A 23,034-nucleotide genomic window follows, 5' to 3' on the forward strand; every position below is an offset into this window, starting at 1 on the left:
TCATCGCGCGTCCGCCTGCAGGATCACTTCTGTCTATCATATTTGCCAATCGACTTGGCCCCTGCTCCATGCGAGCAATCCGGCGTAGTGGGAGAATATGGATGCCGATGGAGCCAGCGTATATCGATCAAATGAAGCGGCTGATGGAATGGGAAGCATCCCGCACAGCGCCGCCGCAAGGCTTTCCCCATCTCCCCGACCTGCCGGCCGGGCGCTATACCAGCCAGGAATATTACGATCTCGAACAGCAACATCTGTGGAAGAAGACATGGCTGTTCGCCGGTCATATCGATGAAGTCCCCGACCCCGGCTGTTTCATGAAATGGGAACAGGTCGGCGATCCGATCGTCATCGTCCACGGCATGGACGGCGAAGTCCGCGCCTTTTACAACACCTGTCGCCACCGCGGTGCACCGGTCGTCACCGAGGAGAGGGGCCGGTCACCGCGTCTGATGTGCGGCTATCACAACTGGACCTACAAGACCGACGGCACCTTGGTTGGCGTGCCGGAAAAACAGGACTTCGGGCCCGATTTCGATATGTCCTGCCGTAGCCTGATTCCGGTCAAGTGCGAGCGGCTGGGCAATCTGATTTTCGTCAATTTCGATGAAGAGGCGATGCCGCTGAAGCAATGGCTGGGCCCGGTCTGGGAGGATTGGAAGGAGTTTCGCTTTGACAAGATCCGGCTGGCAGCACGGCACAGCTTCGACCTGAAATGCAACTGGAAGGTCGCCATGGAGGCCAATATGGAGGTCTATCACGTCCCCTTCATCCATCCCGAAACCGTCTCGCCACTGGTCGACAGCAAGCGCAATGTGAACACGCTCTATCCCAATGGCCACGCCCGCATGCTGGCCCCGGCGCCCGCACAGACAGACCGCGCGCATGTGCGGGCGATCGACAGTCCGCCCGGCTGGCAGGAAATCGAAGGGGTCGGCGAATTCGGCCGGACCTGCACGCAAAGTTACACGATGTTTCCCAACTGGGTGTCGCCGCTGAGCAATTATTTTGTTCCGCCGCTGATCTTCTGGCCGACGTCGCTGAATACAACGCGGCTGGAACTGGTGACCATGGCAATGGACTGGGGCGATGGACCGGCGCCGGACCTGTGGACCGTTCCGGACGAGAGCAAGCCCAATGGCCGCGACATGTCGCCGATCATTCTCGAGGACACGCAATTTGGCGAGATGATCCAGAAATCGATGGAAAGCGATGGTTTCAAGAGCGTGCCGCTCAGCTATCAGGAAGCACGCATCTACAGCTTTCACCAGAATTGCGACAAGATGATCGGACTGAACCGGATCCCGGCGGGGCTCGCGGTCGAACAGGTGATTGGCGAGGAGTGGGTCTATCCGAACGACCCGCGCGTCGCCGAGATGGAACAACTGGAAGCCGCAGAATAATCTGGCAAAACAAGTCACCGGCACCAACCGGGATAAGGAACAGCAATGGGACGGGTTCAGGACAAAATCATATTATTGACGGGCGGCGCGATGGGACTGGGCAAAGCGGCTGCGAAACGCCTGTCCGAAGAAGGCGCGCGGGTGCTGATCACCGATCACAATCCGGAAGCGGGAGCGGCAACGGCAAAGGAACTGGGGCCCAGTGTCGAATTCCTCGAACAGGATGTGACCAACCCCGACCGCTGGAGCGAAGTGATCGCCCATGTCGAAGACATTTATGGCAGGCTCGACGTGCTGGTGAACAATGCCGCCGTTACCGTGTTCGGTTCGATTGCAGACGTCAGCTATGAAGATTTCCGCCGTTGCTACAATGTCGATGTCGATTCGATTTTCCTCGGCTGCAAGGCCGCCCTGCCGCTGATGAGCAAAAGCGGCGGATCGATCATCAATTTTTCATCGGCCGCCGCGATCAATGCCAGCGCCGATCTGGTCGCCTATAACAGCGCCAAGGCGGCGATCCCGATGCTCACCAAATCGATCGCGCTCTATTGCGCGAGAGAGAAAAATGGTGTCCGTGTGAATGCCGTTCTGCCCGGCACGATCATGACGCCCAATGTCCGCAGCGTGATCGACGGGACACCCAATCCGGCCGAAACCGAGGAGGCGTTCGCACTCGCCCAGCCGGTCGGCCATATGGGAGAGCCGGATGATATAGCGCATCTGATCGTTTATCTGGCATCCGACGAGAGCAAATTTGCCACCGGCGCCGCCTTCGCGGTTGACGGGGGGCTGAGCATATAGTCCCGACCCGTGACTGCGCGATGACGGCAAAATCTTTATATTGCACCAAAGCCTAGCCTTTCACGCGCCTAGTCCCTAAATGCACCAACATGCATTTCTTGGATCAGGCCAAAATCTATGTCAGCTCGGGTCAGGGCGGGCCTGGTGCTGTCAGTTTCCGCCGCGAAAAATATATTCAATATGGCGGCCCCGACGGCGGCAACGGCGGCAAGGGTGGCGACATCGTCTTTCTGGCGGTGGAAGGCCTCAACACTTTGATCGACTTTCGCTATGCCCAGCATTTCAGAGCCCCGCGCGGCAGGGGTGGAGCCGGTCGCAACCGGACCGGTGCCGGCGGCGATGACCTGATCATCAAGGTTCCCGTAGGCACGCAGATATTGTCGGAAGACAAGGACCTTGTCCTGCTCGATTTCACACAGGAGGGTCAGCGCGCGACTTTCCTTGAAGGCGGAATCGGCGGACGCGGCAATGCCAGCTATAAAAGCTCGACCAACCGCGCCCCGCGCCAGCACCAGCCTGGTGAACTTGGCGAGGAAGCGGCGATCTGGCTGCGACTCAAGCTGATTGCCGACGCGGGCCTTGTGGGGCTTCCCAACGCCGGCAAGTCGACGCTGATCAACAAGGTGACCAACGCTGGTGCCAAGGTCGGTGCCTATCCGTTTACAACCATCCATCCCCAGCTCGGCGTGGTCCGGCACAAGAGCCGGGAATTCGTGCTGGCAGACATTCCCGGACTGATCGAAGGGGCGGCAGAAGGAGCGGGTATCGGTGACCGCTTTCTCGGCCATATCGAGCGCTGCAAGATTCTGCTCCATCTGGTCGATGCAACCGGTGATGATCCGGTGGATGCCTGGAAAACCGTCAGCAAGGAACTCGAGAAATATGGCGGCGGACTCGCCGAAAAACCTCAGATACTGGCGCTCAACAAGGCCGACCTGCTCGATGACGAACTGATGGCAGACATCGCCGGTCAATTGCGGGCTGCCGGTGCCGAACATGTCCTGCCGGTATCCGGCGCGACCGGTGCCGGACTGGACGCCGCGCTCGACAAGATACTCGAAGCGATCGGCGACAATAGTTCGATCGAACGCAAAGACCAGTCAACCCTTGCCACCGATGAAGGGGAAAAGGCCAAGGATTGGTCGCCGCTGTGAATGCCGCAAAGCGGCACACGGTCGTCGTCAAGGTCGGCTCATCCTTGCTGGTCGGCGAGGATGGTCAGGCACGGCGAACGTGGCTGAAAACGCTGGTAGAAGATATCGCCAAACGCCATCAGGCGGGCGACAATGTCATCATCGTTTCGTCGGGATCGATTGCCCTGGGGGCGCGCAAGCTTGGCCTGGATAAGGGCGGCCGGGCCAATCTGGCTGACGCCCAGGCGGCGGCATCGGTTGGCCAGATCGCGCTGAGCAGCCTGTGGTCGGAACTGCTGGGGGATCATCAGATCACCGCCGCGCAAATGCTGCTCACGCTCGATGACATGGAAGACCGCAAGCGTTATCTCAATGCTACCGCCACGCTTGAAACACTGCTGGAACATCGCGCGATACCGGTGATCAACGAAAATGACAGCGTCGCCACCGACGAAATCCGATTTGGCGACAATGACCGGCTAGCGGCGCGGGTGGCGCAAGCCGCTGCGGCGGATCGCGTACTGCTTCTGTCCGATATAGATGGCCTGTACGACCGCAGGCCGGACAGCGAAACCAACGGCCAGTTTATCGGTCTGGTCGAAACCGTCGACGATTCGATCATGGCGATGGCGGACGGCAGCTCCTCCTCCGGACTGGGATCGGGCGGTATGACATCGAAACTCGAAGCAGCCAGAATCGCCAATCTCGCCGGGATTGAACTGTCGATCATATCGGGGCGCGAGGACCACCCTCTCGAACGTTATGCGCTGACCAATGTCGGCACCCGGTTCAAGGCCAAAGAGGGCGCCACTGCCCGCAAGGCCTGGCTGGGCGGTCGTCTCACCTCTGCCGGGGCGATAACCATCGATGCCGGGGCGGTCGCCGCGCTGCAATCAGGTGGCAGCCTGCTGGCCGCCGGGATCATCACCATCGACGGGCAGTTTAATCGCAGCGACGTGATTGAGATCAAGGACGCGGACGGCCTGACAATCGCCCGCGGACTCGCCGAATATGGCGCACTCGATTGCGCCAGGATCATTGGTCGCCGGAGCTCTGAGCTGGAGGCCGTGCTGGGCTATGCTCCGCGCAGCGCCGTCGTGCACCGCAACCAGATGGTACTGGTCTAGTCATCATGGCCGGCAACGCTCAAAAAACGGTGGCGATCACGGGCGCGACCGGTTTTGTCGGCAGCCGGATGCTCGATCTGGTGGTTCGGGAGGGCTATGACGTGCGCGCGCTGACGCGGCGCAGGCAGGACGACCGTCCCGGTGTAAGATGGATCCGCGGGGCGCTGGACGACAAGGATAGTCTGACTAAATTATGCCTTGGCGCAGATATTGTTGTGCATATCGCCGGAGTGGTCAATGCGCCGGACAGACACGGGTTCGAAGTCGGCAATGTCACCGGCACGCTGGCGGTCGTGGAAGCCGCCAAACAGGCGAGCGCCAATCGGTTCATCCATGTCTCTTCCCTCGCCGCCACTCAGCCGCAATTGTCGATCTACGGCGACACCAAGGCCAAGGCCGAAAAAATCGTCGCGACCAGTGGACTTGACTGGACGATCATTCGGCCGCCCGCGGTCTACGGTCCGGGCGACGGCGAATTTCTCGATCTGTTCAAAATGGCCAGACTGGGCATCGTGACCTTGCCGCCCGACGCCGATGGCCGCTTGTCGGTCATCCATGTCGAGGATCTGTGCCGCGCGCTGCTCGCGCTTTTGCCGGAACAGGAAGAGCTGACCGCCCGCATTTTCGAGCTGGATGACGGCAAGCCGGGTGGCTGGACGCAGGCTGCTTTTGCCAAGGCCATCGGCTGGGCCATCGGCAAACGCATAACGGCAGTCGGCGTGCCCAGGTCGCTGCTGCATTTCGGTGCCAGAGTGGATCGTCTGGTCCGCCGTGACAGGGCGAAGCTGACCGCGGACCGGGTCAGTTATTTTTGCCATGATGACTGGACGATTGATCCGCAAATGCGTCTTCCTGCAAAGCTGTGGCAACCACGGATCGAAACGCGCGAAGGCCTCAAGGATACCGCAAAATGGTATCGCCAGAATGACTGGCTCTGATCGACATCAGAAAATCGGTCCGACAGACTGTTCGTATACATAGGCGATGAAGGTCAGGGTCAGGCCGAACAGAAACACCCGGTATGCCCAGCCCAGAAACCGGAATTTCTTGCGGCCCAGAACAATTCCCATCTGGTAAATGTCTCGTAGCATCGCGCGATAGACCGATTCCTGGGTCTGGAATTCTTCATTCAGCAGGCGCTCGACAAATTCCTCTTCCGACAGATTGTTGAACCCGCCAAAGAAAAGCAAATTGGCAGGGCCATCCTTTCGGGGCGCGAATGACGGCATCACCGCGACCGCAGCCAGGGCAGCGGACGCAAAGGCAGCAATCGCCAGGATCATCAGCGGGACTGACAGTTCGCCGGTCCGGCTCTGGCCAATCGCCAGCGTGAATACGATGAACGTTGCCCCGATCAGCATATTGGCTTTATGGTCCGCCATCATGCTCAGCTGGACATGATGTTGCTGGGTCGTACGCAACGCATAAACCGCATCATCCGGCCATTTTCTCTCTTCTGCCATATGTTTCCCCCCAGAGTTTCGTGAAAGTGACACAATCGGCCCATTTGGGCAAGCTGATGCCCTGTTTGCGCCTTATTCGCTTGCCAATGGGGCGCATCCATTGGCAAAGGTCACGCAAGGCCATTTGGTCAGTGACACGAGGAAAGCATTATATGGCAAATCGCGAAGAAATCATGGCGAAGATCTGCGAACTGATCGGGCCGTTCAACAACAAGGGCGTCGATCTGTCGGCCGACACGACCTTTCAGGGCGATCTCGAGTGGGACAGCCTGACGGTCATGGATTTTGTCGCGGCCGTCGAGGATGAATTCGACATCATCATCACCATGAACATGCAGGCCGAGATCGAGACGGTCGGCCAACTCGCCGATGCGGTTGCAAAGTTGATGGACAGCTAAGACCCAACACCCGTTCGCCCTGAGCTTGTCAAAGGGTCGCTCGAGCGGGTGGTTCGTACTTCGTCAGGCTCAGCACGAACGGAAATCAAGAATGACCGATCTACTCAGTAAATTCGATCCCCTCATCCAGGAGCGTGAAAATCTCCTTGCAACCGGCGTCAAGGACCCGTTTTCGCTGGTGATGGAGGAAGTGCTCTCGCCGACCGTCGCCATTTGCGATGGCAAGGAAACGATTCTTCTCGGCACCTATAATTATATGGGCATGACCTTTGACGATGACGTGCGTCAGGCCGGCCTGAAGGCGCTGGAAGAATTTGGTTCCGGCACCACCGGTAGCCGCGTGCTCAACGGGACCTACAGCCTCCACCGCGATTGTGAAGATGCGCTGAAGGAATTTTACGCGATGGACCACGCCATGGTCTTTTCAACCGGCTATCAGGCAAATCTCGGCATTATCTCGACACTCGCGGGCAAGGGCGACTATATCATTCTCGACACCGACAGCCACGCCTCGATCTACGACGGCTGCGCGATGGGCAAGGCCGAGATTGTCGCCTTCCGCCACAATGATGTCGAAGCGCTGGAAAAACGCTTGAAGCGCCTTCCCGCCGAAGCCGGCAAGCTGGTTGTACTCGAAGGCGTCTATTCGATGCTCGGCGATGTTGCCCCGCTCAGGGAAATGGTCCGCATCTGCAAGGAAAACGGGGCCATGGTGCTGGTCGACGAGGCCCATTCGATGGGCTTTATCGGTGAAAATGGCCGCGGCGTCGCCGAAGCGCAGGGCGTCATCGACGATGTTGATTTCATCATCGGCACCTTCAGCAAAAGCGTTGGCACGGTCGGCGGCTTCTGCGTCTCCAATCATCCTAAATTCGAAATATTGCGGCTGGTCTGCCGTCCCTATGTATTCACCGCCAGCCTGCCGCCCAGCGTGATGGCAACGGCGAGCACGTCGATCCGCAAGCTGATGCATAGCGGCAACAAGCGCGCGCATCTGTGGGAGAATAGCAAGAGGCTGCACCAGGGCCTGCGCGATCTCGGCTTCACGCTCGGCACGCCCGAAGCGCAAAGCGCGATCATTGCGGTGATCATGCCGGATCTCGAAAAAGGGGCAATGATGTGGCAGGCGCTGCTCGCAGAGGGGCTATATGTGAATCTGGCGCGACCGCCAGCGACACCGGCCAACATGACCCTGCTGCGCTGTTCGCTGTGCGCGGAACATACGAGCGAGCAAGTCGACCAGATTTTGGCCATGTTCAAGGCAGCTGGCAAGGCTGTAGGGGCGATCTAGCTGAGATGACCAAAGCCATCCTCATCGAACAACGCGGGGCGATCGAGATATTGACGCTCAACCGACCCGACAAGCTGAACACGATGAACGAAGAGATGATCTTCGCATTGCAGGATTATTTTCGCGGGCTGCAGAAACGCCTGGATGTCCGCGTCGTCCTGTTTCGGGCCGAGGGCCGTGCCTTTTGTGCTGGGCTCGACATCGGTGGCTGGAAAAATGATGGCTCGCGGGGACAGGTCCAGCATGTCTGGAACACGCAGCGGTCAATTGCCACGGTGATGCAGCTGATGCGGCAATGCCCGCAGCCGATTATCGCGCTGGCTCAGGGTGCGGCCTGTGGCGGAGGTTTCTCGCTGCTGCTCGCCAGCGACGTCCGCTATGGGGCGCCAAGCCTGAAAATGAACGCGGCCTATATCAAGATCGGCCTCGGTGGCTGCGATATGGGCTCGAGCTATTTCCTGCCGCGGATGGTCGGTGCCTCCATTGCAGCGGAACTGATCCTGACCGGAAGATTCATTCATGCCGAACGGGCAGAGAAATACGGCCTGATCAGCGAAATGGTGGACGAGGAGAGACTGTTCTCAACCGGATTGTCGCTCGCCGAAGAAATGCTTGATACCGCACCCATGGGCCTGCGCTTGTCCAAGGATGCGCTTAATCGCAATATCGATGCGCAGAGTTTCGAGGCGGCGCTCGCGATCGAGGACCGGCAGCAGGTGATGCTGTCGATGACCGAGGACAGCCGGGAAGCGGCCAAGGCGTTTTTCGCGAAGCGGAAGCCCGATTACAAGGATCGGTAGCTCTCGCCATCAGCGCTACCGCGCCCGATGTTCCGTGCCTTCTCCGGCGGTGATAAAGACTACCGTGGCGGAACCGGCTACGTCCGCCGTGTGCCAGACGCCTGGGGCGTTGATCGCATATTCGCCCGCCGAGAGCGGGGTGCTTTGCAGAATGCCGTCCGTCATTTCCTGGATCAGAGTGATTTCACCGGCGGTGCACAAGACCACTTCTGCGCCCTTCGGATGCATTTCCCAACTATCCCAGCTTTCGGTGAATCGATACATCGATACCAGCCGGCCCTCGACACCATCCTGGAAGTGCCGCGCGCCATATTCGGCATACCATTCCATTGCACCGGTCATTGCGGGCTCGACCTCAGCCGTCGCCCCGAGACCCAGATGGATCGGATGAATTTCTAGTCTGCGCGACATTTTCGCTCTCCTTTCGCCGGTCGGTTCATTTTATTGCGCCGCCCATGATCAAACGCGGCAGCATTACCAGCGCGCCCAGGATCGGCCATTTGCGTTGCCAGGGTCTGATAACATAATCGGTTCCGGCGTGACGATTGATCTTCCACGCCAGATAATCAATCCCCCCGGCATAGGTGGCTGACGCCTTGGCCAGTCTGGCGAGTGTCAGCAATTTGCCATTGCGCCTCAATTGCCGCCATCTTTTTTCGACCGCTTCGCGTGAGGCAATAATCTTCAGACTAGTGCCCCGCTCCCGTTCTGCAATGGCTGCGACAACCGCCGGTCCAAATCGCGCATAGCGCTCTGGATCGGAATCGACGACGGAATCGGAACGTTCCTTCCGCTCTGCCCGCAATTCCGCGCCATAGGTCAGTTCGAAACCGCGTTTCCACAGATCCAGAATGCTATGTTCCCTATCCATGTCCATCATCGGAAAGGTCATGTCAAACAGCGTGATCGAGGCGCCGGCAATGGCATCGACGGCTTGCGCCTCGGCGGCTGGATCCGCATGCCAAACCAGTCGGGATGGTTGCGCAAATCGCGCCCAGACACTGACCGCGCTGGCGCTGATCCGGTTCAGCCTGTGAAAATCCTGCTCACTCAATATCGCCACCTTGGCGACCAGCCCGCCATATTCTGCCGGGAACACGTTGGGCGGGAGCCGCTTGTTCGCCCGCGCCAGCCAGCTTTTTCCATAAGCCGCCTCATAGCTCGAAACAATCAGGTAGAAATCGAGCATCTGCCCGTCGAGATCTTTTGTCCGCAGGCAGGAGCCATAGAACAGGACCGCCCGCGCTGCCTCGCCATAGCGGGCAGCAATCGAGCCCGCAAAGGCCGACACCCGTGGGTCAACCGGTTGGGACAGTTCCTGTGCAATCAATGTTCTGAGTTCGCTCACGCGAAAAACCTTAGACCCTGTATCGGCTATTTGGAAGCATCGGCACGGAGAGGCGATTGGCTCAGGCGGCGAGCCGAAGAAAGGAAACAGCCTTGGTGGATTTCAGCACGATTGGGTGCCCGGGCCGGGCACAGAAAAGCTCGCCGTCCATAAGCACGTTGCTGCCCTCCCCTTCGATCCGGATCATGTCGCCGCGTTCCAGGTGGATACCCTTCTGCACTGTTTTGCCGAGCCGTCCGAAAATTACCGAAAGCAGGAAGCGAACGATCGCGCCGGCCTGCTGATCTATGGCGAGGAATTGCATCCGGCCAATCGCATTCTGGTTCCGCATCGAACGCTTCATCAGCAACAACCGCTCCAAGGTGGTGACGATCAGTACCGCAAAATTGCCCTGAAACTGGCCGTCCCTAATCAGGGATATCTTGATCGGAGTCGATCGATTGGGCAGGAATTTGCTCCGCAGGCCGAACAGGACCGACGCCAGCGCCGCAAAAACCGTCAGGACATGCGCGGCGGCATTGGGCAATCCGAGCGGGTAGATCTTGTGACGACAATAGAGAATGAACTCCGACAGCCCTGCACCGCCCAGAAACATGCCGAGCACAACCTTGCTATCCTTGCCGCCATCGGACAATGCGATCAGCTCGCGGTCGACCAAATGTTCGTGCAAATCATGTTTGGCCAGCTCGACGATTCGCTCGAGCGCTTTCAGCGGATTGCCTTCGGATCCGAGATCCAGCGCAATCAGATTGGTCTTGCCATTGGGCAGCACGGCTACCGGAGGGGGGCTGTCCCCGAAATGGCCACCCTGATATAATTCGGTCAGCGCCGCCTGAACCGTTCCGTCGCCGCCATTGATAACCAGCACTTTCGGTTTGACCCGGGCAATGGTTTCCAAAGCCTTGGCAATTTCATCGACATGATCCACTTCATAATGGAACACTTCGCTGTTCTTGGCGCAATAAGACCGCACGTCTGGCAAAATCGCCCGATTTCCGGTTGAATTCGGATTGGAAAGAAGCGCGACATTTGCCATTAGTTAGCCCCAAATTGTGCCGTGTTGCTGGTGCATCACATATATTTCATAGTGATGCGGATGGATTTGACTTCATTGCCAATCGCAAATTTGGTTTTCGTGTGGCTTGGCTTGCCGAGGTTGAAGATATTGATGCTTGGATTATTCGACATCCCGCCGCCATCGGTGGACAGGTCGGTTTTGCCGTTGCCGTTGATGTCGTGACGCACGGCAATCGCATAGTCGCCCGCTTGACTGACCGGCAGGCAGAAGGTCATCGTCGATCCGGTCGCAGGGGTCTCGATGCGATGCAGCCAGGCACCTTTTTTAAGCCATTGGTCCCTGGTACCGCGATAGCTCTGGATCCGCACATTCCCGGTCGCGGCCTTCAGACCCTCCACGGTCACTTTGACAGCGGGGCCGTTACCCGCCCGGCATGGACGCATATCATTGGGTATTTCTCTCCCGCCAGCAAAAGCCGGCGCAGCGGAAAGCAGAATAGTGGTCGATAATGCGATGGAAGCCGCAAATTTCAACATGACGTAATAACTCCTAGTCGTTATACCCGCGCCAACACTCCGGCTCGGACAAGAATCAGCCCCCGATCTGCCCATGGCTATGGATTTGATTTGCGGCGAAAACATGGTGAGAGGGCGACAACAAGTTGAAACTGCTGACTTCGACCGATCGCTATTTAGCGAAATTGATAGCATTGCCGCTGTTCAGTACCCTGGTGATCGCGGCGATGCTGCTGGTACTGGAGAAAATGCTGCGTCTTTTCGATTTTGTCGCGGCGGAAGGTGGCCCCGTCAGCGTGGTGTGGCGGATGCTGGCCAACCTGATCCCCGAATATCTGTCGCTCGGCATACCGATCGGCTTGCTGCTCGGGATATTACTGGCCTTCCGTCGGCTCGCGTTAAGCTCGGAGCTCGACGTTTTTCGCGCCGTTGGCCAAGGATACGGACGCCTGTTGCGGGTGCCCTATATGTTCGCCGTCGCGCTGATGCTGGTCAATCTGGCGTTGGTCGGATTCATCCAGCCGCTATCCCGCTATTATTATGAGGAACTGCGCTTCGAATTGCGGTCGGGCGCGCTCGGCGCTTCGATCAAGGTCGGGGAATTCACCAATTTGGGTAACCGGATGACCCTCCGGATCGAGGAGAGCCGCGACAAGGGAACCAAATTGAGCGGGATGTTCGTCCGCGCCGAGAGCAAGGGGGGTCAGTCCGTCTCGGTCACCGCCGCAAATGGCCAGTTTCTCGCAACCGACGATCCCGATACGATCATCTTGCGGCTGACCAACGGGGTTCTGGTCCATGACGCCCCGAATTTCGAGAAACCGCGGATATTGAGTTTCAGCAGTCATGACTTGCCGATCGAATTGCCCGATATCGAATCCTTCCGGTCTCGGGGCGGCAAGGATCTGGAATATACGATCCCAGAGCTTGTGCGGGTCGGACTCGACAAGCAACGTCCCGACGCCGAACGCAACGAAAGCCGCTCCAATTTCCATTTCCGTATGGTCGAGGTGGTGATGATGCTGCTGATGCCGCTGCTTGCAGTCGCCCTGGCGGTCCCGCCAAAACGATCCAGTTCGGCGTTGGGCGTTTTTCTCTCGATCGTGATGATTGTGACCTATCACAAGGTGAATGAATATGGCGAGGACATCGGCACGCTGGGTCTTGTGGACCCGATCATCGCCTTGTGGCTGCCCTTTTGCCTGTTCGCAGGATTGATCTTGTGGATGTATCATGTGGCCGCTCATGTTCCCGGCGGCCAGCCGATCGGGGCGCTGGAAAAGGCATTTTCCAAATTCGGCGGTGTCTTCAAGGGCCTGCTCAATTTCAACCGCAAACGCGCGCTGATAGAGGAATAGCCAGACATGGACTTTTTTCCTTCCCGGACATTGGCCTTCTACATGGCGAAAATGTTCATCATCCGTACCCTGGCGGTTCTGGCCCTGCTGGTGCTCGTGCTGCAGGCGCTGGATCTGCTCGGCGAGAGCGGCAGGATCCTGGCGCATCCGGGCAACGGCGAGGCCGAACTCTGGACCTATGTCTCTTTGCGGGCTCCGCAACTCGTTGCCCGCTTCCTGCCTTTCTCGGTGCTGCTGGGCACCATCATCACTCTGGCGACCCTGAACCAGAATAGCGAAGTGATCTCGATGAAAGCAGGCGGTCTGTCCGCCCATCAGATCCTCGCCCCATTGATCGTTGCCAGCATGGGGGTTGCGCTATTCTCCTTCCTGTTCAACGAAACATTGGTCGCACCGGCAAGCGCGCGGCTGGCCCAATGGGAGAAAGTCGAATTTGGCCCGATTCCAGCGGAGAGCAACATTCGCACCAACATCTGGGTCAAGGATGGCAATAATCTGATCAACGCCCGAACGGTGACTGGCCGCGGTAAGGATGTGCGGTTGCAGGACATCACCATCTACAATCGTACCGAAAATGGATTGCGGAGCCTGCTGCAGGGCGATCAGGCCCGGTTCACCGACTCTGGCTGGCTGCTTACCAATGTCACACGGTTCGATGTTACCACCGGAACCGAAGAAAAGCAGGCAGAGCTTTTGATCGGCGACTCGATCCGGCCGGATCAATTCACTCTGGCCAATGTCAGCGCGGATAGCCTGTCGATTTTTGCCTTGCACACGGCCATTGAAGAACTTGAGCAGGCGGGCCGCCCTACCATGGGCCTCAAGGCCGGCTGGTGGCACAAGATTTCCGGCCCGATGTCATCCATGCTGATGCCGTTACTGGGTGCCGTTGCCGCATTCGGACTGGCCCGGTCGGGACAATTGTTCCTCCGGGCGGTGATCGGCATGGCGCTGGGCTTCACCTATTTCGTAGCCGATAATTTTGCCCTGGCGATGGGCAATATAGGAGCCTATCCGACTCTACTCGCGGCCTGGGCGCCATTTCTGCTGTTTTTCCTGATCGGGGAAACCGTGTTGGTCCGCACCGAGGAATAGCGCCACTAGTTTCTTCCGGCGCTACCGCGCACCAGTCCGGTGACCAAGGTCCACAGACTGTCGTGATCGGCCCGGTAGAAATTGGAGTCCGCTGGCAATTCTGCTGCCAGCCGCCGATGGGCTTCACCGAGGCTATGATAGGGAACACCGGGCAGCAGATGGTGCAAAGCGTGGTAGCGCAGGCCGACCGGTGCCCAAAGGGCTGGCAAGGTCGCTGGCGGCGGGACGTTGACGCTGTCGAGATATTGCGCCGTAACGCTCATCTCATGCCCATCATTCTCCCATAAATGCGCAACCAATGTGCGGATCTGGTTCAATATCACGCTGCCGGACATCACACCGAGGAAAATCAGGAATGCGCGCAGCGGAATAATATCTGTCGCCACCAGTGCGAGCAGCGCAATGGCCCAGATGCTCGCTCCGATTTCGCAGGCCAGCCAGCGGCGCCGGAGATCGCCCTCCGGTGGCTTGCGACGAAATTCGGGATTGATGATCAGCCCGGAATAGCGCTCGACGACAATCCGGCGCAGCGGCGGGATGATGGCGGACAGCGGTGACAGGATCGCATAGCGGAACAGCAGCGCGACCGGAGCGAGCGCTGCGACCATCACAAACAGGGGAACCGACCACGGCTTCATCAGTGCCAGCGGCAGATATTCCGGGTCTTCCACCGTACCATATTTCTTGGTGCGGTGATGAATGCTGTGAATGCCTTCGTACATGAACGACGGAATCAGCATTGGTACCCCGAATAATGCGTTCCAGGCGAAATGAAAGCCGGGCAGCGCGTTGCGCCGAACATGGGTCAATTCGTGAATGAAGCTGCCCGCCCGGTACAGCGCAAGGACCGCGATCAGGCCCAGAAACAGGGCAAGTCCGGTGGATTGGCTCAGGATTGCGCCGGCCAATGCCCCGTAGCCGACCGCCACTGACGCCAGAAAATCAGCCCAATAGATGGCGGGCTTGGCTGTGTTGAGATCGCGCGTCACTTTCGCCGCGGTCCGGATCAGCTGATTATCCTCGGCAACCGGCGCAGCACTCTGGCGCGAATCAACCGCTGCCTTTGGTGCATTTTTCGGAATGAACATCGTCGAACTCATAAACACCTGCATAATCGTTGGATGGTCTAGAGCAACATATCGTGGCGAGATCATGGCAAGGGCAAGACAGCCGCGGCACCCATGCCCTTGACATTGCGCCGCGATTAACGTCACAGCCAGCCGGAATGGAACAAGGAAAAAATCAGTGGCTGTTCAGGATATAGGGATAGAAGCGGTCGCTACCAAGGCCCAGACCAGACAGTTTATCGATATTGCCTATGAACTGAATGCGGATGATCCGCACTGGGTCCCTCCACTGAAATCGGAAGTCGCCAAGCTGATCACGCCCGGCAAGAACCCGTTTTTCGAACATGCGCGGGTGCAGTTTTTCCTGGCTGTGAGAAACGGCCAGGTGGTGGGACGGATCAGCGCGCATATCGACGAATTGGCGCTGCAACAGCCTCCCGAACAGGGCATGGGACCGGGCACGGGCAACTGGGGCCTGATGGAAGCCAGCGATGAGCCGGTGATGCACGCCCTGATCCACGCCGCCGAACGGTGGCTGACGGAACAGGGCATGACCCGGGTCCTGGCGCCGATCAGCATGTCGGTCTGGGAAGAGCCGGGGCTCTTGACCAAGGGACACAACCACAGCCCGATGATCATGATGGGGCATCACCGTGCCGATTATCAGGGCTGGATCGAAAATCTCGGCTATGCGGTCGCGCGGCGACTGGTGACCTACGACCTGCCGCTAGAAGATGGCTTTCCGGAGCTGATCAACCGCATCGTTGCATCGGGCGAGCGCAACAAGGAGCTGCGAATCCGCAAGGTGGACAAGAAGCATTTTGACCGGGATGCAGCGATCATCATGGGCCTGCTGAACGATGCCTGGTCGAGCAATTGGGGTTTTGTCCCGATGACCGACTCCGAAATTGCCCATGCCGGAAAAAGTCTGGGACCGATTGTGCACGAGGACTTGATCCGGATCGCCGAACTGAAGGGCGAGCCCGTCGCGTTCATGATGACCCTCCCCAATATGAACGAAGTGATCCGTGACCTGAACGGTTCGCTGTGGCCCTTTGGTTGGGCCAAGCTGCTCTGGTGGCTGAAATTTCCCAAGGCGCAGTCGATGCGAGTCCCGCTGATGGGGGTCAAAAAGGAACTGCACAACAGCCGGATAGCGAGCCAGATGGCCTTCATGCTGATCGAATATATCCGCCGCGATGCGGTGGCCCATTTCGGTACGCGCTATGCCGAAATGGGCTGGATCCTTGAAGACAATCAGGGAATGGTTGCGATCGCCGAGGCAATCGGCGCGTCCGTCAACCGGGAATATCTGATTTACGAAAAGGCCATCTAGGATGCAGGGTCTGGTGTGTTCGCGTCCGTAGCAAGCCTCGTTGCAGCCTCGCGAATGATCTGGTCGATACCCGTGTCCCAAAGATCATTATGGCCGGCATTTTTGATCGGATAAGCCGCCTTGGGATGCCGCGCGGCATTGAACAGGCGCTGGCCTGCGGCAAAGGGGATCAATCCATCCTTGGTCCCGTGAATCCAGATCAAGGGCATGTCAATCCGGTCGATATGGCTCAGATTGGGATAGCGATCCTTGACCAGCCAGCGCGCAGGAAATATCGGAAATTGTCGCTGCGCTATTTCATCCATGCCGCTGTGGGCGGCTATCATGATCAGTCCTGCCGCACCATTTTGTGATGCCAGATGAACCGCCACGCCGCTGCCCAGCGATTCGCCGATGATGATGATCCGTGCGGACGGGATGCCTTGCTGAATCAGCCAGTCATAATTGGTCTGGGCAGCTTGATAGAGGGCCGTTTGATTGGGTGTTCCTGCATTTCCGCCATAGCCGGGATAGCCTGCGCCCAACACCGCGGCACCGTCTTGCGCAAGTGCCTGATAGATCGGAATGCGGTGATAATGTGACCCGGCATTGCCATGAAAAAACAGAATGACGGGAGCATCGGTTGTTTGCGGTTCAATCCACAAGGAACGAAGATCGCCATCCGGCCCAGAACTGACGACCCGCGAAGCAACCCCGATTTTTTCAAGATAGCTTTCGGCTGGTACCGATTGATCCGGGAAATAGAGAAACTGGCGTTGAAAGACGTAAATCAGCAAGAGCAGCAGCAGATACAGACCAGCGCTTATGGCAAGCCCGGTCAATATCATCCGCATCAAATGGCCAGATCCACCCACGCGGGTGTATGATCGCTCGCTTTCTCCCGTCCGCGATGCTCCTTGTCGACCCCGCAGCTTTTCAGGGCGTCGGCGGCCAGCGGGCTGAGTAGCAGATGGTCAATGCGAAAACCCTGATCGCGCTGCCAGCCGCCGCTGCGATAGTCCCAATAGGTCCAGATATTGCCGGCGGGATAGGTCATGCCCAGCGCATCGGTCCAGCCGTCATTGAGCAGGCGCCGATAGCCTTGCCGGCTTTTCGGCTGCATCAGCGCATCATCCTGCATCGCCCTGACCGAATAGACGTCATTGTCGCGCGGGATCACATTATAATCGCCTGCCAGCACGGCGGGTACTTCTTCTGCCCAGATTTCGGCGGCGCGGTCGCGTAACCGCTTCATCCAGCGCAGCTTGAAATCAAATTTGGGTCCCGGATGGGGATTGCCGTTCGGAAGATAGATGCTCGCAACGCGTATTTTCACGCCATTTTTGTCAACAACATTGGCTTCGATATAGCGGCTGTGCTCATCTTCCGGTTCGCCATCCAGCCCGCGTCTGATCTCCTCGGGGACCTGATCGCGCGCCAATATCGCAACACCATTGAAGCTTTTTTGCCCGTGCCAGATTGCACCGTAGCCGATTTCTTCGAATTCCTCGGCCGGGAATCCCTCGTCCTGGCTCTTGATTTCCTGCAGACAGGCGACATCGGGCCGGGTTTCCTCCAGCCATTCGAGCAGGCGCGGCAGACGCGCCTTGATTCCATTGATGTTGAAGCTGGCGATTTTCACTTAAACAGAAAAGCTGGAGCCGCAACCGCAACCCGAAGCGGCATTGGGATTGGTCACCTGAAAGGCGCTGCCACCAAGCGATTCGACAAAATCGACGGCGCTACCGCGCACCAGATCCAGGCTGATTTCGTCGACAACGAGAGTGACCCCCGATTCCTTGACCGCGATATCATCCGCTTCGATGCTATCGGCAAGGTCAAAGCGATATTGAAAACCGGAACAGCCCCCGCCCTCGACGGCGAGCCGCAAGATCGCCGCCTTGCCCTGTTTCGAAGCAATGGCGGCCACCCGCTTTGCGGCATTGGGGGTCAGGATGATATCCTGGTCGATCGTGTTTAGGGCTTGGTTCATGACCCCAAGATAGGGTGAATCAAAAGGAGCGGCAAGCCTTAAGCTTGGACCGCCCCTTCATGCACCCTCTCCCAAAGGTGTAAAAATCATCTTATTCGGCTGGGCCGCCCAATGCAACGCCGGAATTCAGCTTCTGTGCAATGAGGAAATCATTGGATTGCATGAACGGAATGGGATTGACCGCTTCGCCGGCGATGCGCACTTCATAATGAAGGTGGCTGCCGGTGGAACGGCCGGTCGAACCCATGAAGCCGATCAGGTCGCCGCTCTTGACCCGGGCATTGGAGTCAACATTCAGCTTGGACATGTGGCCATAGCGAGTCTGGATGCCGTTGCCGTGGTTGATTTCGATATAATTGCCATAGCCGCCTAGCCATTGGGCCCGCCCGACAATGCCGTCAGCGGTCGCATAGATCGGTGTGCCGATCGGTCCGGCCATATCAAGGCCCTTGTGATTGGCGCGGCGCCCCTTGAACGGGTCGGCCCGGAAACCGTAAGAACTGGTCAAGGTAAAGTCTTTTACCGGCTTGCGGGAAGGAATGGTCAATTTGACCTTTTCCTGCTTGCCCTGGCCAGACCAATTGTTGAAAATCATCCGGAAGGCCGGATCCGCTTCGCCCAGAGAGCTTTCAGCGGCCTGGCTTTTCAGTATGTCAACGGGGATGCTGGAGTCGGAGGCGGCTTCTGCCGACGCGGCGGTGGAAAAAATCATTGCAGAGCCGAGAATTGCAATGGCTGTGATTTTGCTCACAGAATTTCGGATAAAAACTGTTATGTTTTCGGTCATAAAATGATCGAACCTTTACTAGCGACCCATGCAATCCATGGCTTGAAATTTTCGTGGAACCTTTATGCCCCCTGTTCGTTTAGAGACCTAAATTCATTCCCGTTAATTATTCAATACCTGAATAATAATCACGGGTCAGACCGGCAGCTTGGCGCGCTGAGTCGTTGAAAGGCGGCTTTATCGTGCCTTTGAAATGGATTTTTACCAGTCGTCGCCAATGGTCATGTGGTGCCTGATTGATCCTGTTGCAGACATATTCGAACCATTTTGTCCCGAAAAAGACATGATTGATTTCGTCCTGATAGATTCGGCTCAGGACTCTTGCCGTCTGATCATCACCCTGTTGCCTGAACCGCTCGACCGTTTCCAGCGTGACATCCAGGCCCCGCGCTTCGAGCACCATCGGCACGATCGCCAGTCGCGCTGCCGCATCATCGGCGGTCGCTTTGGCACTATCCCACAGGCCATCATGGGCGGGAAGTGCGCCGTAAAAGCTGTCCATCGCTCGAAGCCGCCGGTCGAGCAGTACGAAATGCATCGATTCTTCCGAACCCACACGCATCCAGTCATCGGTAAATTCGCGCGGGAATTGCGATCCGAACCGGCCGACCATATCGAACGCCAGATCGATCGCGACAAATTCGATATGGGCAAGCGCGTGGATCAGGGCGATGCGTCTCGGAACCGAGGTGCCCGTGCCGCGCCGCGGCATGTCGCGCGGGCGCATCAGGACCGGCTGGTCGGGTCGGGCGGGCATATCCGGCATGGAGTCGCAGAAATCATGGGTCAGACGCCCCATACGCCATTTTCTGGCGGCCTGACGCGCGGCCATCACCTTGGCGGACGGATCGGCGGTCTGCAGCACCCGCAATACCGCAGCACCGACGGTGGACTGGTCGGTCATCTGGCGGGTCTAAGCCGCCTGTACCGCAGCCAGCACCTCTTCCGCATGCCCCTTGACCTTCACTTTTGGCCAGGCCTGCAGCACCGTGCCGTCGGGTCCGATCAGAAAGGTCGACCGGATGATGCCCATATAAGTTTTGCCATACATCTGCTTTTCCGCCCAGACGCCGATCTTCTCCAGAAAGGCGGTGCTTTCGTCTGAGGCAATATCGACGGTCAATTCCTGCTTGGCGATGAAATTCTGCTGTCGTTTCGGCGAATCGGCAGACATGCCCAGCACCGCGGCTCCGGCCTTTTCAAATTCGGGCAACAGCGCGGAAAAATCCTTCGATTCGGTTGTGCAACCCGGGGTGCTCGCTTTGGGGTAAAAGAACAGCACCAGTTTCTTTCCGGCATAGTCGGAAATCTTCACCGGGCTGCCGTCCGGCGCGACCAGTTCCATAGCCGGGATTTTGTCGCCCACATCGATCATTTTATATCTCCTAATATTTCATCCGGGTCCGGCCGCAAGTGCCGGTTCCACTCATCGATAACGCATTGCCTTGCATTATCATAGCCGTCGAGCAGCGCTTCCCAGCTCTCCTGCCCGGCTGCCTTGGCAATCAGGGCTCGGCTGCTTTCCGGCGGATAGTCACAGTCCGGGGACATCAGCCGCAAGGCCACCAGCAAACGAGTCATCAGATCGTGGGCGGTGACCATATCCTCGCCGAGATGCCCGGCGGCGACCAGAGCGCGGACCGCTTTACCCAGTTGCGGATAGAGTGCTTCGCCGGTTTTCAGCTGCAGGAAATGGATGATGAACTCCCAGTCGACCAGCCCGCCTTCCATCAATTTCGTATCAAGCGGTCCTTTCGGCGGCTTGTGCGCGACAATATCAAGCCGCATTTTCCGTACCGCCTTGCGCAATTCCTCCGGTTCCCGGTCCTTGCTCAGGATGTCGTGCATCTGGACCTGCAACTGTTCCCGCAAAGCCTCTTCGCCGTAAACCGGCCGCGCCCGCGTCAACGCCATATGTTCCCAGGTCCAGGCATTCTCGCGCTGATATTTGTAGAAACTCTCCTGCGTCACCGCCAGCGGCCCCTGCGTCCCGGATGGCCGAAGGCGGGTATCGACCTCATAAAGAGGTCCCGCGGCCGTCGGCACCGACAGCGCCGTGACGATCCTGGCGGTCAACCGGTTATAATATCTGGTAGCCCCCAATGGGCGATCGCCGTCCGATTCCGCACCATGGTCGCCGGAAAACAGAAAGATCAGGTCGAGGTCCGAGGCTTGGGTCAGGGCAGCCCCGCCCAGCCGACCCAGCGCCAATATGGTCAGCGCGCTTCCGGCAATTTTGCCGTGCGCGGCTTCGAATTCCCTTATCGTCGCATCGGTCAGCACCTGAATGGCGGCTTCCGCAACCCGGGCATAGCCTGCCGATATGTCGAGCGCATCATGGCGGCCCTCGATCAGCTGGACGCCGAGCGCGAATCGCTTTTCCCCAACCCGGGCACGCACCCGGTCCAGCAGGATCTGATAATCGTCACCCGGTTCAGTACGGGCAAATTGTTCGGCCAACGCTTCGACCGACGGCGGCAGGTCGAGCGCCGTTGCATCGATCAGACCGTCAAACAATTCCGCTCGCCGCGCCAGTTCATCCGCCAGCACCGGTGCATGGCTCAGAATTTGCCCAAGCAGCTGCAACAGTCCAGGTCGCGCTTCGAGAATCCGGAAAAAATTGATCGCGGTCGGCAATTTGTCGATCAGACTGTCCAGCCGGGCCAGCGCCTTGGCGGAATTGGGCGCCGTCGCAATCACGTCAACCAGATCGGGCAGTATCGCCTCGAAGGATTCCTGTGCCGCCGCAGATCGCAGCGCTGTCACCTTGCCGCTCCGCCAGCGCCGGATCGCCTGCAGAAATGCGTCCCCCTCCAGCAGATTTTTATCGGCCAGCGCCTGAGCCAGTTTCTCTTCATCCGCTGGCAGGCGGGCGCTGTCCTCGGGTTCGATCAGATCGTCATAAATCCCGCCGACAGCGTCAACATGCGGAGCGAGCAGATCGAGCAACTGCTGGCCGGTATCCAGCCCATGCAGCCGCGCCACCCGGTCAAGCGTAGCTGCTTCACTGGGCAGGCTGTGGGTTTGCTGGTCATTGACCATCTGTAACCGGTGCTCGATCAGCCGGTAGATTTCATAGGCCTCACTCAGTATTTTCGCCTTGTCGCCATCGATCCGGCCAGCTTGCGCCAGTGCGGCCAGCGCATCGCGTGTCGCCGGGACGCGCAAATCCGGCTGTCGACCACCAAAAATAAGCTGGTGCATCTGGGCATAAAATTCCGTTTCCCTTATGCCGCCGCGACCGCGCTTCAGGTCAAAGCCCGGCCCGAATTTTTGTCCGGCGGAATAATGATCCCGGATCTGCGCGGTGACCGATCCGATATTGCGGATTGCGCCATAATCCAGCGACCGGCGCCAGATGAACGGATTGATCGTGTCGAGAAAATTGCGCCCCAATATCTGATCGCCCGCTGCCGGACGGGAACGGATGAACGCTGCCTGCTCCCAGGCCAGCGCGCTCGATTCATAATAGCTGATTGCCGCATCGACGGGCAGCGCCACTGGACTCACTTCCGGCGAGGGTCGCAACCGCATATCGACGCGGAAGACATAGCCTTCGGCATCGCGGTTGTTGAGCGCTTCAACGAGCTGCTGGCCGATCCGCCGGGCGGCATCGCTCGGTTCTTCCCTGCCGCGTACCGGGATTTTCTCCGGATCATAGATGAAGATCGGATCGATATCCGACGAATAGTTGAGTTCGCGGCTGCCATGTTTGCCAAGGCCGATGATCGCAAAGCCCTCCAGCGGCGCATCCGGATAGCGGCTCGCATAGATATCGGCGAGCGCTTCATCGAGCGCCCGGTCGGCAAAATCAGACAATCTGGTGATGACATCGGTGAGCGACAAATGTCCGGCCAGATCACCGATCGCCAGAGTCAGCGCCAAAGCCCGTTTCTCCTGCCGCAATTTCTGCCGGACATTTTCCGCCCTGGCTCCTGCCTGCGCGCAATATTCGAGCGCCGCATCAAGATTTTCCGCATCCAGCAGATCGGCCAGTTCCGGCTGCACCTCCAGCAACATCTTCAGATAGGGCGCATTGGCTCTTGCCCGGACAAGCGTATCGGAAAGCGAGATTGCGGGAGGCAGCAACGATAGTGTCATGCGACGAGCTTTAAGGCCTCA

24 protein-coding genes are annotated in these 23,034 nt (G+C 58.3%); 11 read left to right on the top strand and 13 right to left on the bottom strand.

All coding sequences use genetic code 11. The features are described from left to right. The first annotated feature begins 107 nt into the window (after positions 1 to 107). From ACEW8J_RS04840 to ACEW8J_RS04860, 5 genes are all read left to right on the top strand, one after another. Complete coding sequence (locus tag ACEW8J_RS04840; protein ID WP_373490506.1) at positions 108 to 1,403, top strand: aromatic ring-hydroxylating dioxygenase subunit alpha; 1,296 nt, start codon at positions 108 to 110, stop codon at positions 1,401 to 1,403. Between the two features lie 45 nt (positions 1,404 to 1,448). Then, entirely contained in the window at positions 1,449 to 2,204 is a 756-nt protein-coding gene (locus ACEW8J_RS04845) for a glucose 1-dehydrogenase (RefSeq protein ID WP_373490507.1), read from the top strand. 89 nt (positions 2,205 to 2,293) lie between these two features. Beyond that, a complete protein-coding gene (obgE, locus tag ACEW8J_RS04850) occupies positions 2,294 to 3,358 on the top strand; it encodes a GTPase ObgE (RefSeq protein ID WP_373490508.1) in 1,065 nt (354 codons plus the stop codon). After that, complete coding sequence (proB, locus tag ACEW8J_RS04855; RefSeq protein ID WP_373490509.1) at positions 3,343 to 4,464, top strand: glutamate 5-kinase; 1,122 nt, start codon at positions 3,343 to 3,345, stop codon at positions 4,462 to 4,464. The genes obgE and proB overlap by 16 nt, the downstream gene beginning before the upstream one ends. 5 nt (positions 4,465 to 4,469) lie before the next feature. Further along, positions 4,470 to 5,402: an NAD-dependent epimerase/dehydratase family protein gene (locus tag ACEW8J_RS04860; protein ID WP_373490510.1), complete on the top strand. Its 933-nt coding sequence runs from the start codon at positions 4,470 to 4,472 to the stop codon at positions 5,400 to 5,402. A gap of 6 nt (positions 5,403 to 5,408) precedes the next feature. Here ACEW8J_RS04860 and ACEW8J_RS04865 read toward each other — a convergent pair whose 3' ends face one another. Continuing rightward, entirely contained in the window at positions 5,409 to 5,927 is a 519-nt protein-coding gene (locus ACEW8J_RS04865; protein ID WP_373490511.1) for a Pycsar system effector family protein, read from the bottom strand. A gap of 152 nt (positions 5,928 to 6,079) precedes the next feature. On the opposite strand from ACEW8J_RS04865, the gene ACEW8J_RS04870 reads away from it, so the two are divergent. From ACEW8J_RS04870 to ACEW8J_RS04880, 3 genes are all read left to right on the top strand, one after another. Further along, positions 6,080 to 6,325, top strand: a complete 246-nt coding sequence (locus ACEW8J_RS04870) for an acyl carrier protein (RefSeq protein WP_373490512.1) — start codon at positions 6,080 to 6,082, stop codon at positions 6,323 to 6,325. A 91-nt stretch (positions 6,326 to 6,416) separates the two neighbouring features. Continuing rightward, entirely contained in the window at positions 6,417 to 7,616 is a 1,200-nt protein-coding gene (locus tag ACEW8J_RS04875; RefSeq protein WP_373490513.1) for an aminotransferase class I/II-fold pyridoxal phosphate-dependent enzyme, read from the top strand. A gap of 5 nt (positions 7,617 to 7,621) precedes the next feature. Further along, positions 7,622 to 8,416: an enoyl-CoA hydratase/isomerase family protein gene (locus ACEW8J_RS04880; protein WP_373490514.1), complete on the top strand. Its 795-nt coding sequence runs from the start codon at positions 7,622 to 7,624 to the stop codon at positions 8,414 to 8,416. Between the two features lie 15 nt (positions 8,417 to 8,431). On the opposite strand, the gene ACEW8J_RS04885 is transcribed toward ACEW8J_RS04880, so the two are convergent. The 4 genes from ACEW8J_RS04885 to ACEW8J_RS04900 all read right to left on the bottom strand — a co-directional run bounded on the left by ACEW8J_RS04885 (position 8,432) and on the right by ACEW8J_RS04900 (position 11,318). Beyond that, positions 8,432 to 8,827 (bottom strand): cupin, encoded by a 396-nt coding sequence (locus ACEW8J_RS04885; protein WP_373490515.1) that lies wholly within the window; start codon positions 8,825 to 8,827, stop codon positions 8,432 to 8,434. Between the two features lie 25 nt (positions 8,828 to 8,852). Then, positions 8,853 to 9,764 carry a hypothetical protein gene (locus tag ACEW8J_RS04890; RefSeq protein ID WP_373490516.1) on the bottom strand — a complete coding sequence of 304 codons (912 nt, stop codon included), beginning with the start codon at positions 9,762 to 9,764 and terminating at the stop codon, positions 8,853 to 8,855. A 61-nt stretch (positions 9,765 to 9,825) separates the two neighbouring features. Beyond that, a complete protein-coding gene (locus ACEW8J_RS04895) occupies positions 9,826 to 10,800 on the bottom strand; it encodes a diacylglycerol kinase family protein (protein ID WP_373490517.1) in 975 nt (324 codons plus the stop codon). Positions 10,801 to 10,835: 35 nt separating this feature from the next. Further along, complete coding sequence (locus ACEW8J_RS04900; RefSeq protein ID WP_373490518.1) at positions 10,836 to 11,318, bottom strand: DUF2141 domain-containing protein; 483 nt, start codon at positions 11,316 to 11,318, stop codon at positions 10,836 to 10,838. 131 nt (positions 11,319 to 11,449) lie between these two features. On the opposite strand from ACEW8J_RS04900, the gene lptF reads away from it, so the two are divergent. Continuing rightward, positions 11,450 to 12,655, top strand: coding sequence for an LPS export ABC transporter permease LptF (lptF, locus tag ACEW8J_RS04905; protein WP_373490531.1), 1,206 nt, complete (start codon positions 11,450 to 11,452; stop codon positions 12,653 to 12,655). 6 nt (positions 12,656 to 12,661) lie between these two features. Beyond that, entirely contained in the window at positions 12,662 to 13,750 is a 1,089-nt protein-coding gene (gene lptG, locus ACEW8J_RS04910; RefSeq protein ID WP_373490519.1) for an LPS export ABC transporter permease LptG, read from the top strand. Positions 13,751 to 13,755: 5 nt separating this feature from the next. Here the strand turns inward: lptG and ACEW8J_RS04915 are convergent, their stop codons facing one another. After that, positions 13,756 to 14,850, bottom strand: coding sequence for a fatty acid desaturase (locus ACEW8J_RS04915; RefSeq protein ID WP_373490520.1), 1,095 nt, complete (start codon positions 14,848 to 14,850; stop codon positions 13,756 to 13,758). Positions 14,851 to 14,995: 145 nt separating this feature from the next. On the opposite strand from ACEW8J_RS04915, the gene ACEW8J_RS04920 reads away from it, so the two are divergent. Then, positions 14,996 to 16,153: an N-acetyltransferase gene (locus ACEW8J_RS04920; RefSeq protein ID WP_373490521.1), complete on the top strand. Its 1,158-nt coding sequence runs from the start codon at positions 14,996 to 14,998 to the stop codon at positions 16,151 to 16,153. Here the strand turns inward: ACEW8J_RS04920 and ACEW8J_RS04925 are convergent. From ACEW8J_RS04925 to ACEW8J_RS04955, 7 genes are all read right to left on the bottom strand, one after another. Beyond that, positions 16,150 to 16,986, bottom strand: coding sequence for an alpha/beta hydrolase (locus tag ACEW8J_RS04925; RefSeq protein ID WP_373490522.1), 837 nt, complete (start codon positions 16,984 to 16,986; stop codon positions 16,150 to 16,152). The genes ACEW8J_RS04920 and ACEW8J_RS04925 overlap by 4 nt on opposite strands. Next, complete coding sequence (xth, locus tag ACEW8J_RS04930; RefSeq protein WP_373490523.1) at positions 16,986 to 17,774, bottom strand: exodeoxyribonuclease III; 789 nt, start codon at positions 17,772 to 17,774, stop codon at positions 16,986 to 16,988. The genes ACEW8J_RS04925 and xth overlap by 1 nt, the downstream gene beginning before the upstream one ends. Beyond that, positions 17,775 to 18,125, bottom strand: a complete 351-nt coding sequence (gene erpA / locus ACEW8J_RS04935; RefSeq protein WP_373490524.1) for an iron-sulfur cluster insertion protein ErpA — start codon at positions 18,123 to 18,125, stop codon at positions 17,775 to 17,777. It abuts the gene before it with no gap. 91 nt (positions 18,126 to 18,216) lie between these two features. After that, positions 18,217 to 18,876, bottom strand: coding sequence for a M23 family metallopeptidase (locus tag ACEW8J_RS04940; protein ID WP_373490525.1), 660 nt, complete (start codon positions 18,874 to 18,876; stop codon positions 18,217 to 18,219). 142 nt (positions 18,877 to 19,018) lie between these two features. Continuing rightward, entirely contained in the window at positions 19,019 to 19,816 is a 798-nt protein-coding gene (locus ACEW8J_RS04945) for a ferritin-like domain-containing protein (protein ID WP_373490526.1), read from the bottom strand. 9 nt (positions 19,817 to 19,825) lie between these two features. After that, positions 19,826 to 20,287, bottom strand: coding sequence for a peroxiredoxin (locus ACEW8J_RS04950; RefSeq protein ID WP_373490527.1), 462 nt, complete (start codon positions 20,285 to 20,287; stop codon positions 19,826 to 19,828). Further along, positions 20,284 to 23,013 carry a bifunctional [glutamine synthetase] adenylyltransferase/[glutamine synthetase]-adenylyl-L-tyrosine phosphorylase gene (locus ACEW8J_RS04955; protein ID WP_373490528.1) on the bottom strand — a complete coding sequence of 910 codons (2,730 nt, stop codon included), beginning with the start codon at positions 23,011 to 23,013 and terminating at the stop codon, positions 20,284 to 20,286. The genes ACEW8J_RS04950 and ACEW8J_RS04955 overlap by 4 nt, the downstream gene beginning before the upstream one ends. Positions 23,014 to 23,034 lie beyond the last annotated feature (21 nt).

This window comes from Parasphingorhabdus sp., assembly GCF_041748495.1.
In the GTDB taxonomy this organism is placed as follows: Bacteria; Pseudomonadota; Alphaproteobacteria; order Sphingomonadales; family Sphingomonadaceae; genus Parasphingorhabdus.

What these genes read in the sequence shown, in the direction of transcription:
- ACEW8J_RS04840 (WP_373490506.1), top strand. Translation starts at nt 108, where the DNA reads ATGGAGCCAGCGTATATCGATCAAATGAAGCGGCTGATGGAATGGGAA.
- ACEW8J_RS04845 (WP_373490507.1), top strand. Translation starts at nt 1,449, where the DNA reads ATGGGACGGGTTCAGGACAAAATCATATTATTGACGGGCGGCGCGATG.
- obgE (WP_373490508.1), top strand. Translation starts at nt 2,294, where the DNA reads ATGCATTTCTTGGATCAGGCCAAAATCTATGTCAGCTCGGGTCAGGGC.
- ACEW8J_RS04860 (WP_373490510.1), top strand. Translation starts at nt 4,470, where the DNA reads ATGGCCGGCAACGCTCAAAAAACGGTGGCGATCACGGGCGCGACCGGT.
- ACEW8J_RS04865 (WP_373490511.1), bottom strand. Translation starts at nt 5,927, where the DNA reads ATGGCAGAAGAGAGAAAATGGCCGGATGATGCGGTTTATGCGTTGCGT.
- ACEW8J_RS04870 (WP_373490512.1), top strand. Translation starts at nt 6,080, where the DNA reads ATGGCAAATCGCGAAGAAATCATGGCGAAGATCTGCGAACTGATCGGG.
- ACEW8J_RS04875 (WP_373490513.1), top strand. Translation starts at nt 6,417, where the DNA reads ATGACCGATCTACTCAGTAAATTCGATCCCCTCATCCAGGAGCGTGAA.
- ACEW8J_RS04880 (WP_373490514.1), top strand. Translation starts at nt 7,622, where the DNA reads ATGACCAAAGCCATCCTCATCGAACAACGCGGGGCGATCGAGATATTG.
- ACEW8J_RS04885 (WP_373490515.1), bottom strand. Translation starts at nt 8,827, where the DNA reads ATGTCGCGCAGACTAGAAATTCATCCGATCCATCTGGGTCTCGGGGCG.
- ACEW8J_RS04895 (WP_373490517.1), bottom strand. Translation starts at nt 10,800, where the DNA reads ATGGCAAATGTCGCGCTTCTTTCCAATCCGAATTCAACCGGAAATCGG.
- ACEW8J_RS04900 (WP_373490518.1), bottom strand. Translation starts at nt 11,318, where the DNA reads ATGTTGAAATTTGCGGCTTCCATCGCATTATCGACCACTATTCTGCTT.
- lptG (WP_373490519.1), top strand. Translation starts at nt 12,662, where the DNA reads ATGGACTTTTTTCCTTCCCGGACATTGGCCTTCTACATGGCGAAAATG.
- ACEW8J_RS04915 (WP_373490520.1), bottom strand. Translation starts at nt 14,850, where the DNA reads ATGAGTTCGACGATGTTCATTCCGAAAAATGCACCAAAGGCAGCGGTT.
- ACEW8J_RS04925 (WP_373490522.1), bottom strand. Translation starts at nt 16,986, where the DNA reads ATGCGGATGATATTGACCGGGCTTGCCATAAGCGCTGGTCTGTATCTG.
- erpA (WP_373490524.1), bottom strand. Translation starts at nt 18,125, where the DNA reads ATGAACCAAGCCCTAAACACGATCGACCAGGATATCATCCTGACCCCC.
- ACEW8J_RS04945 (WP_373490526.1), bottom strand. Translation starts at nt 19,816, where the DNA reads ATGACCGACCAGTCCACCGTCGGTGCTGCGGTATTGCGGGTGCTGCAG.
- ACEW8J_RS04950 (WP_373490527.1), bottom strand. Translation starts at nt 20,287, where the DNA reads ATGATCGATGTGGGCGACAAAATCCCGGCTATGGAACTGGTCGCGCCG.
- ACEW8J_RS04955 (WP_373490528.1), bottom strand. Translation starts at nt 23,013, where the DNA reads ATGACACTATCGTTGCTGCCTCCCGCAATCTCGCTTTCCGATACGCTT.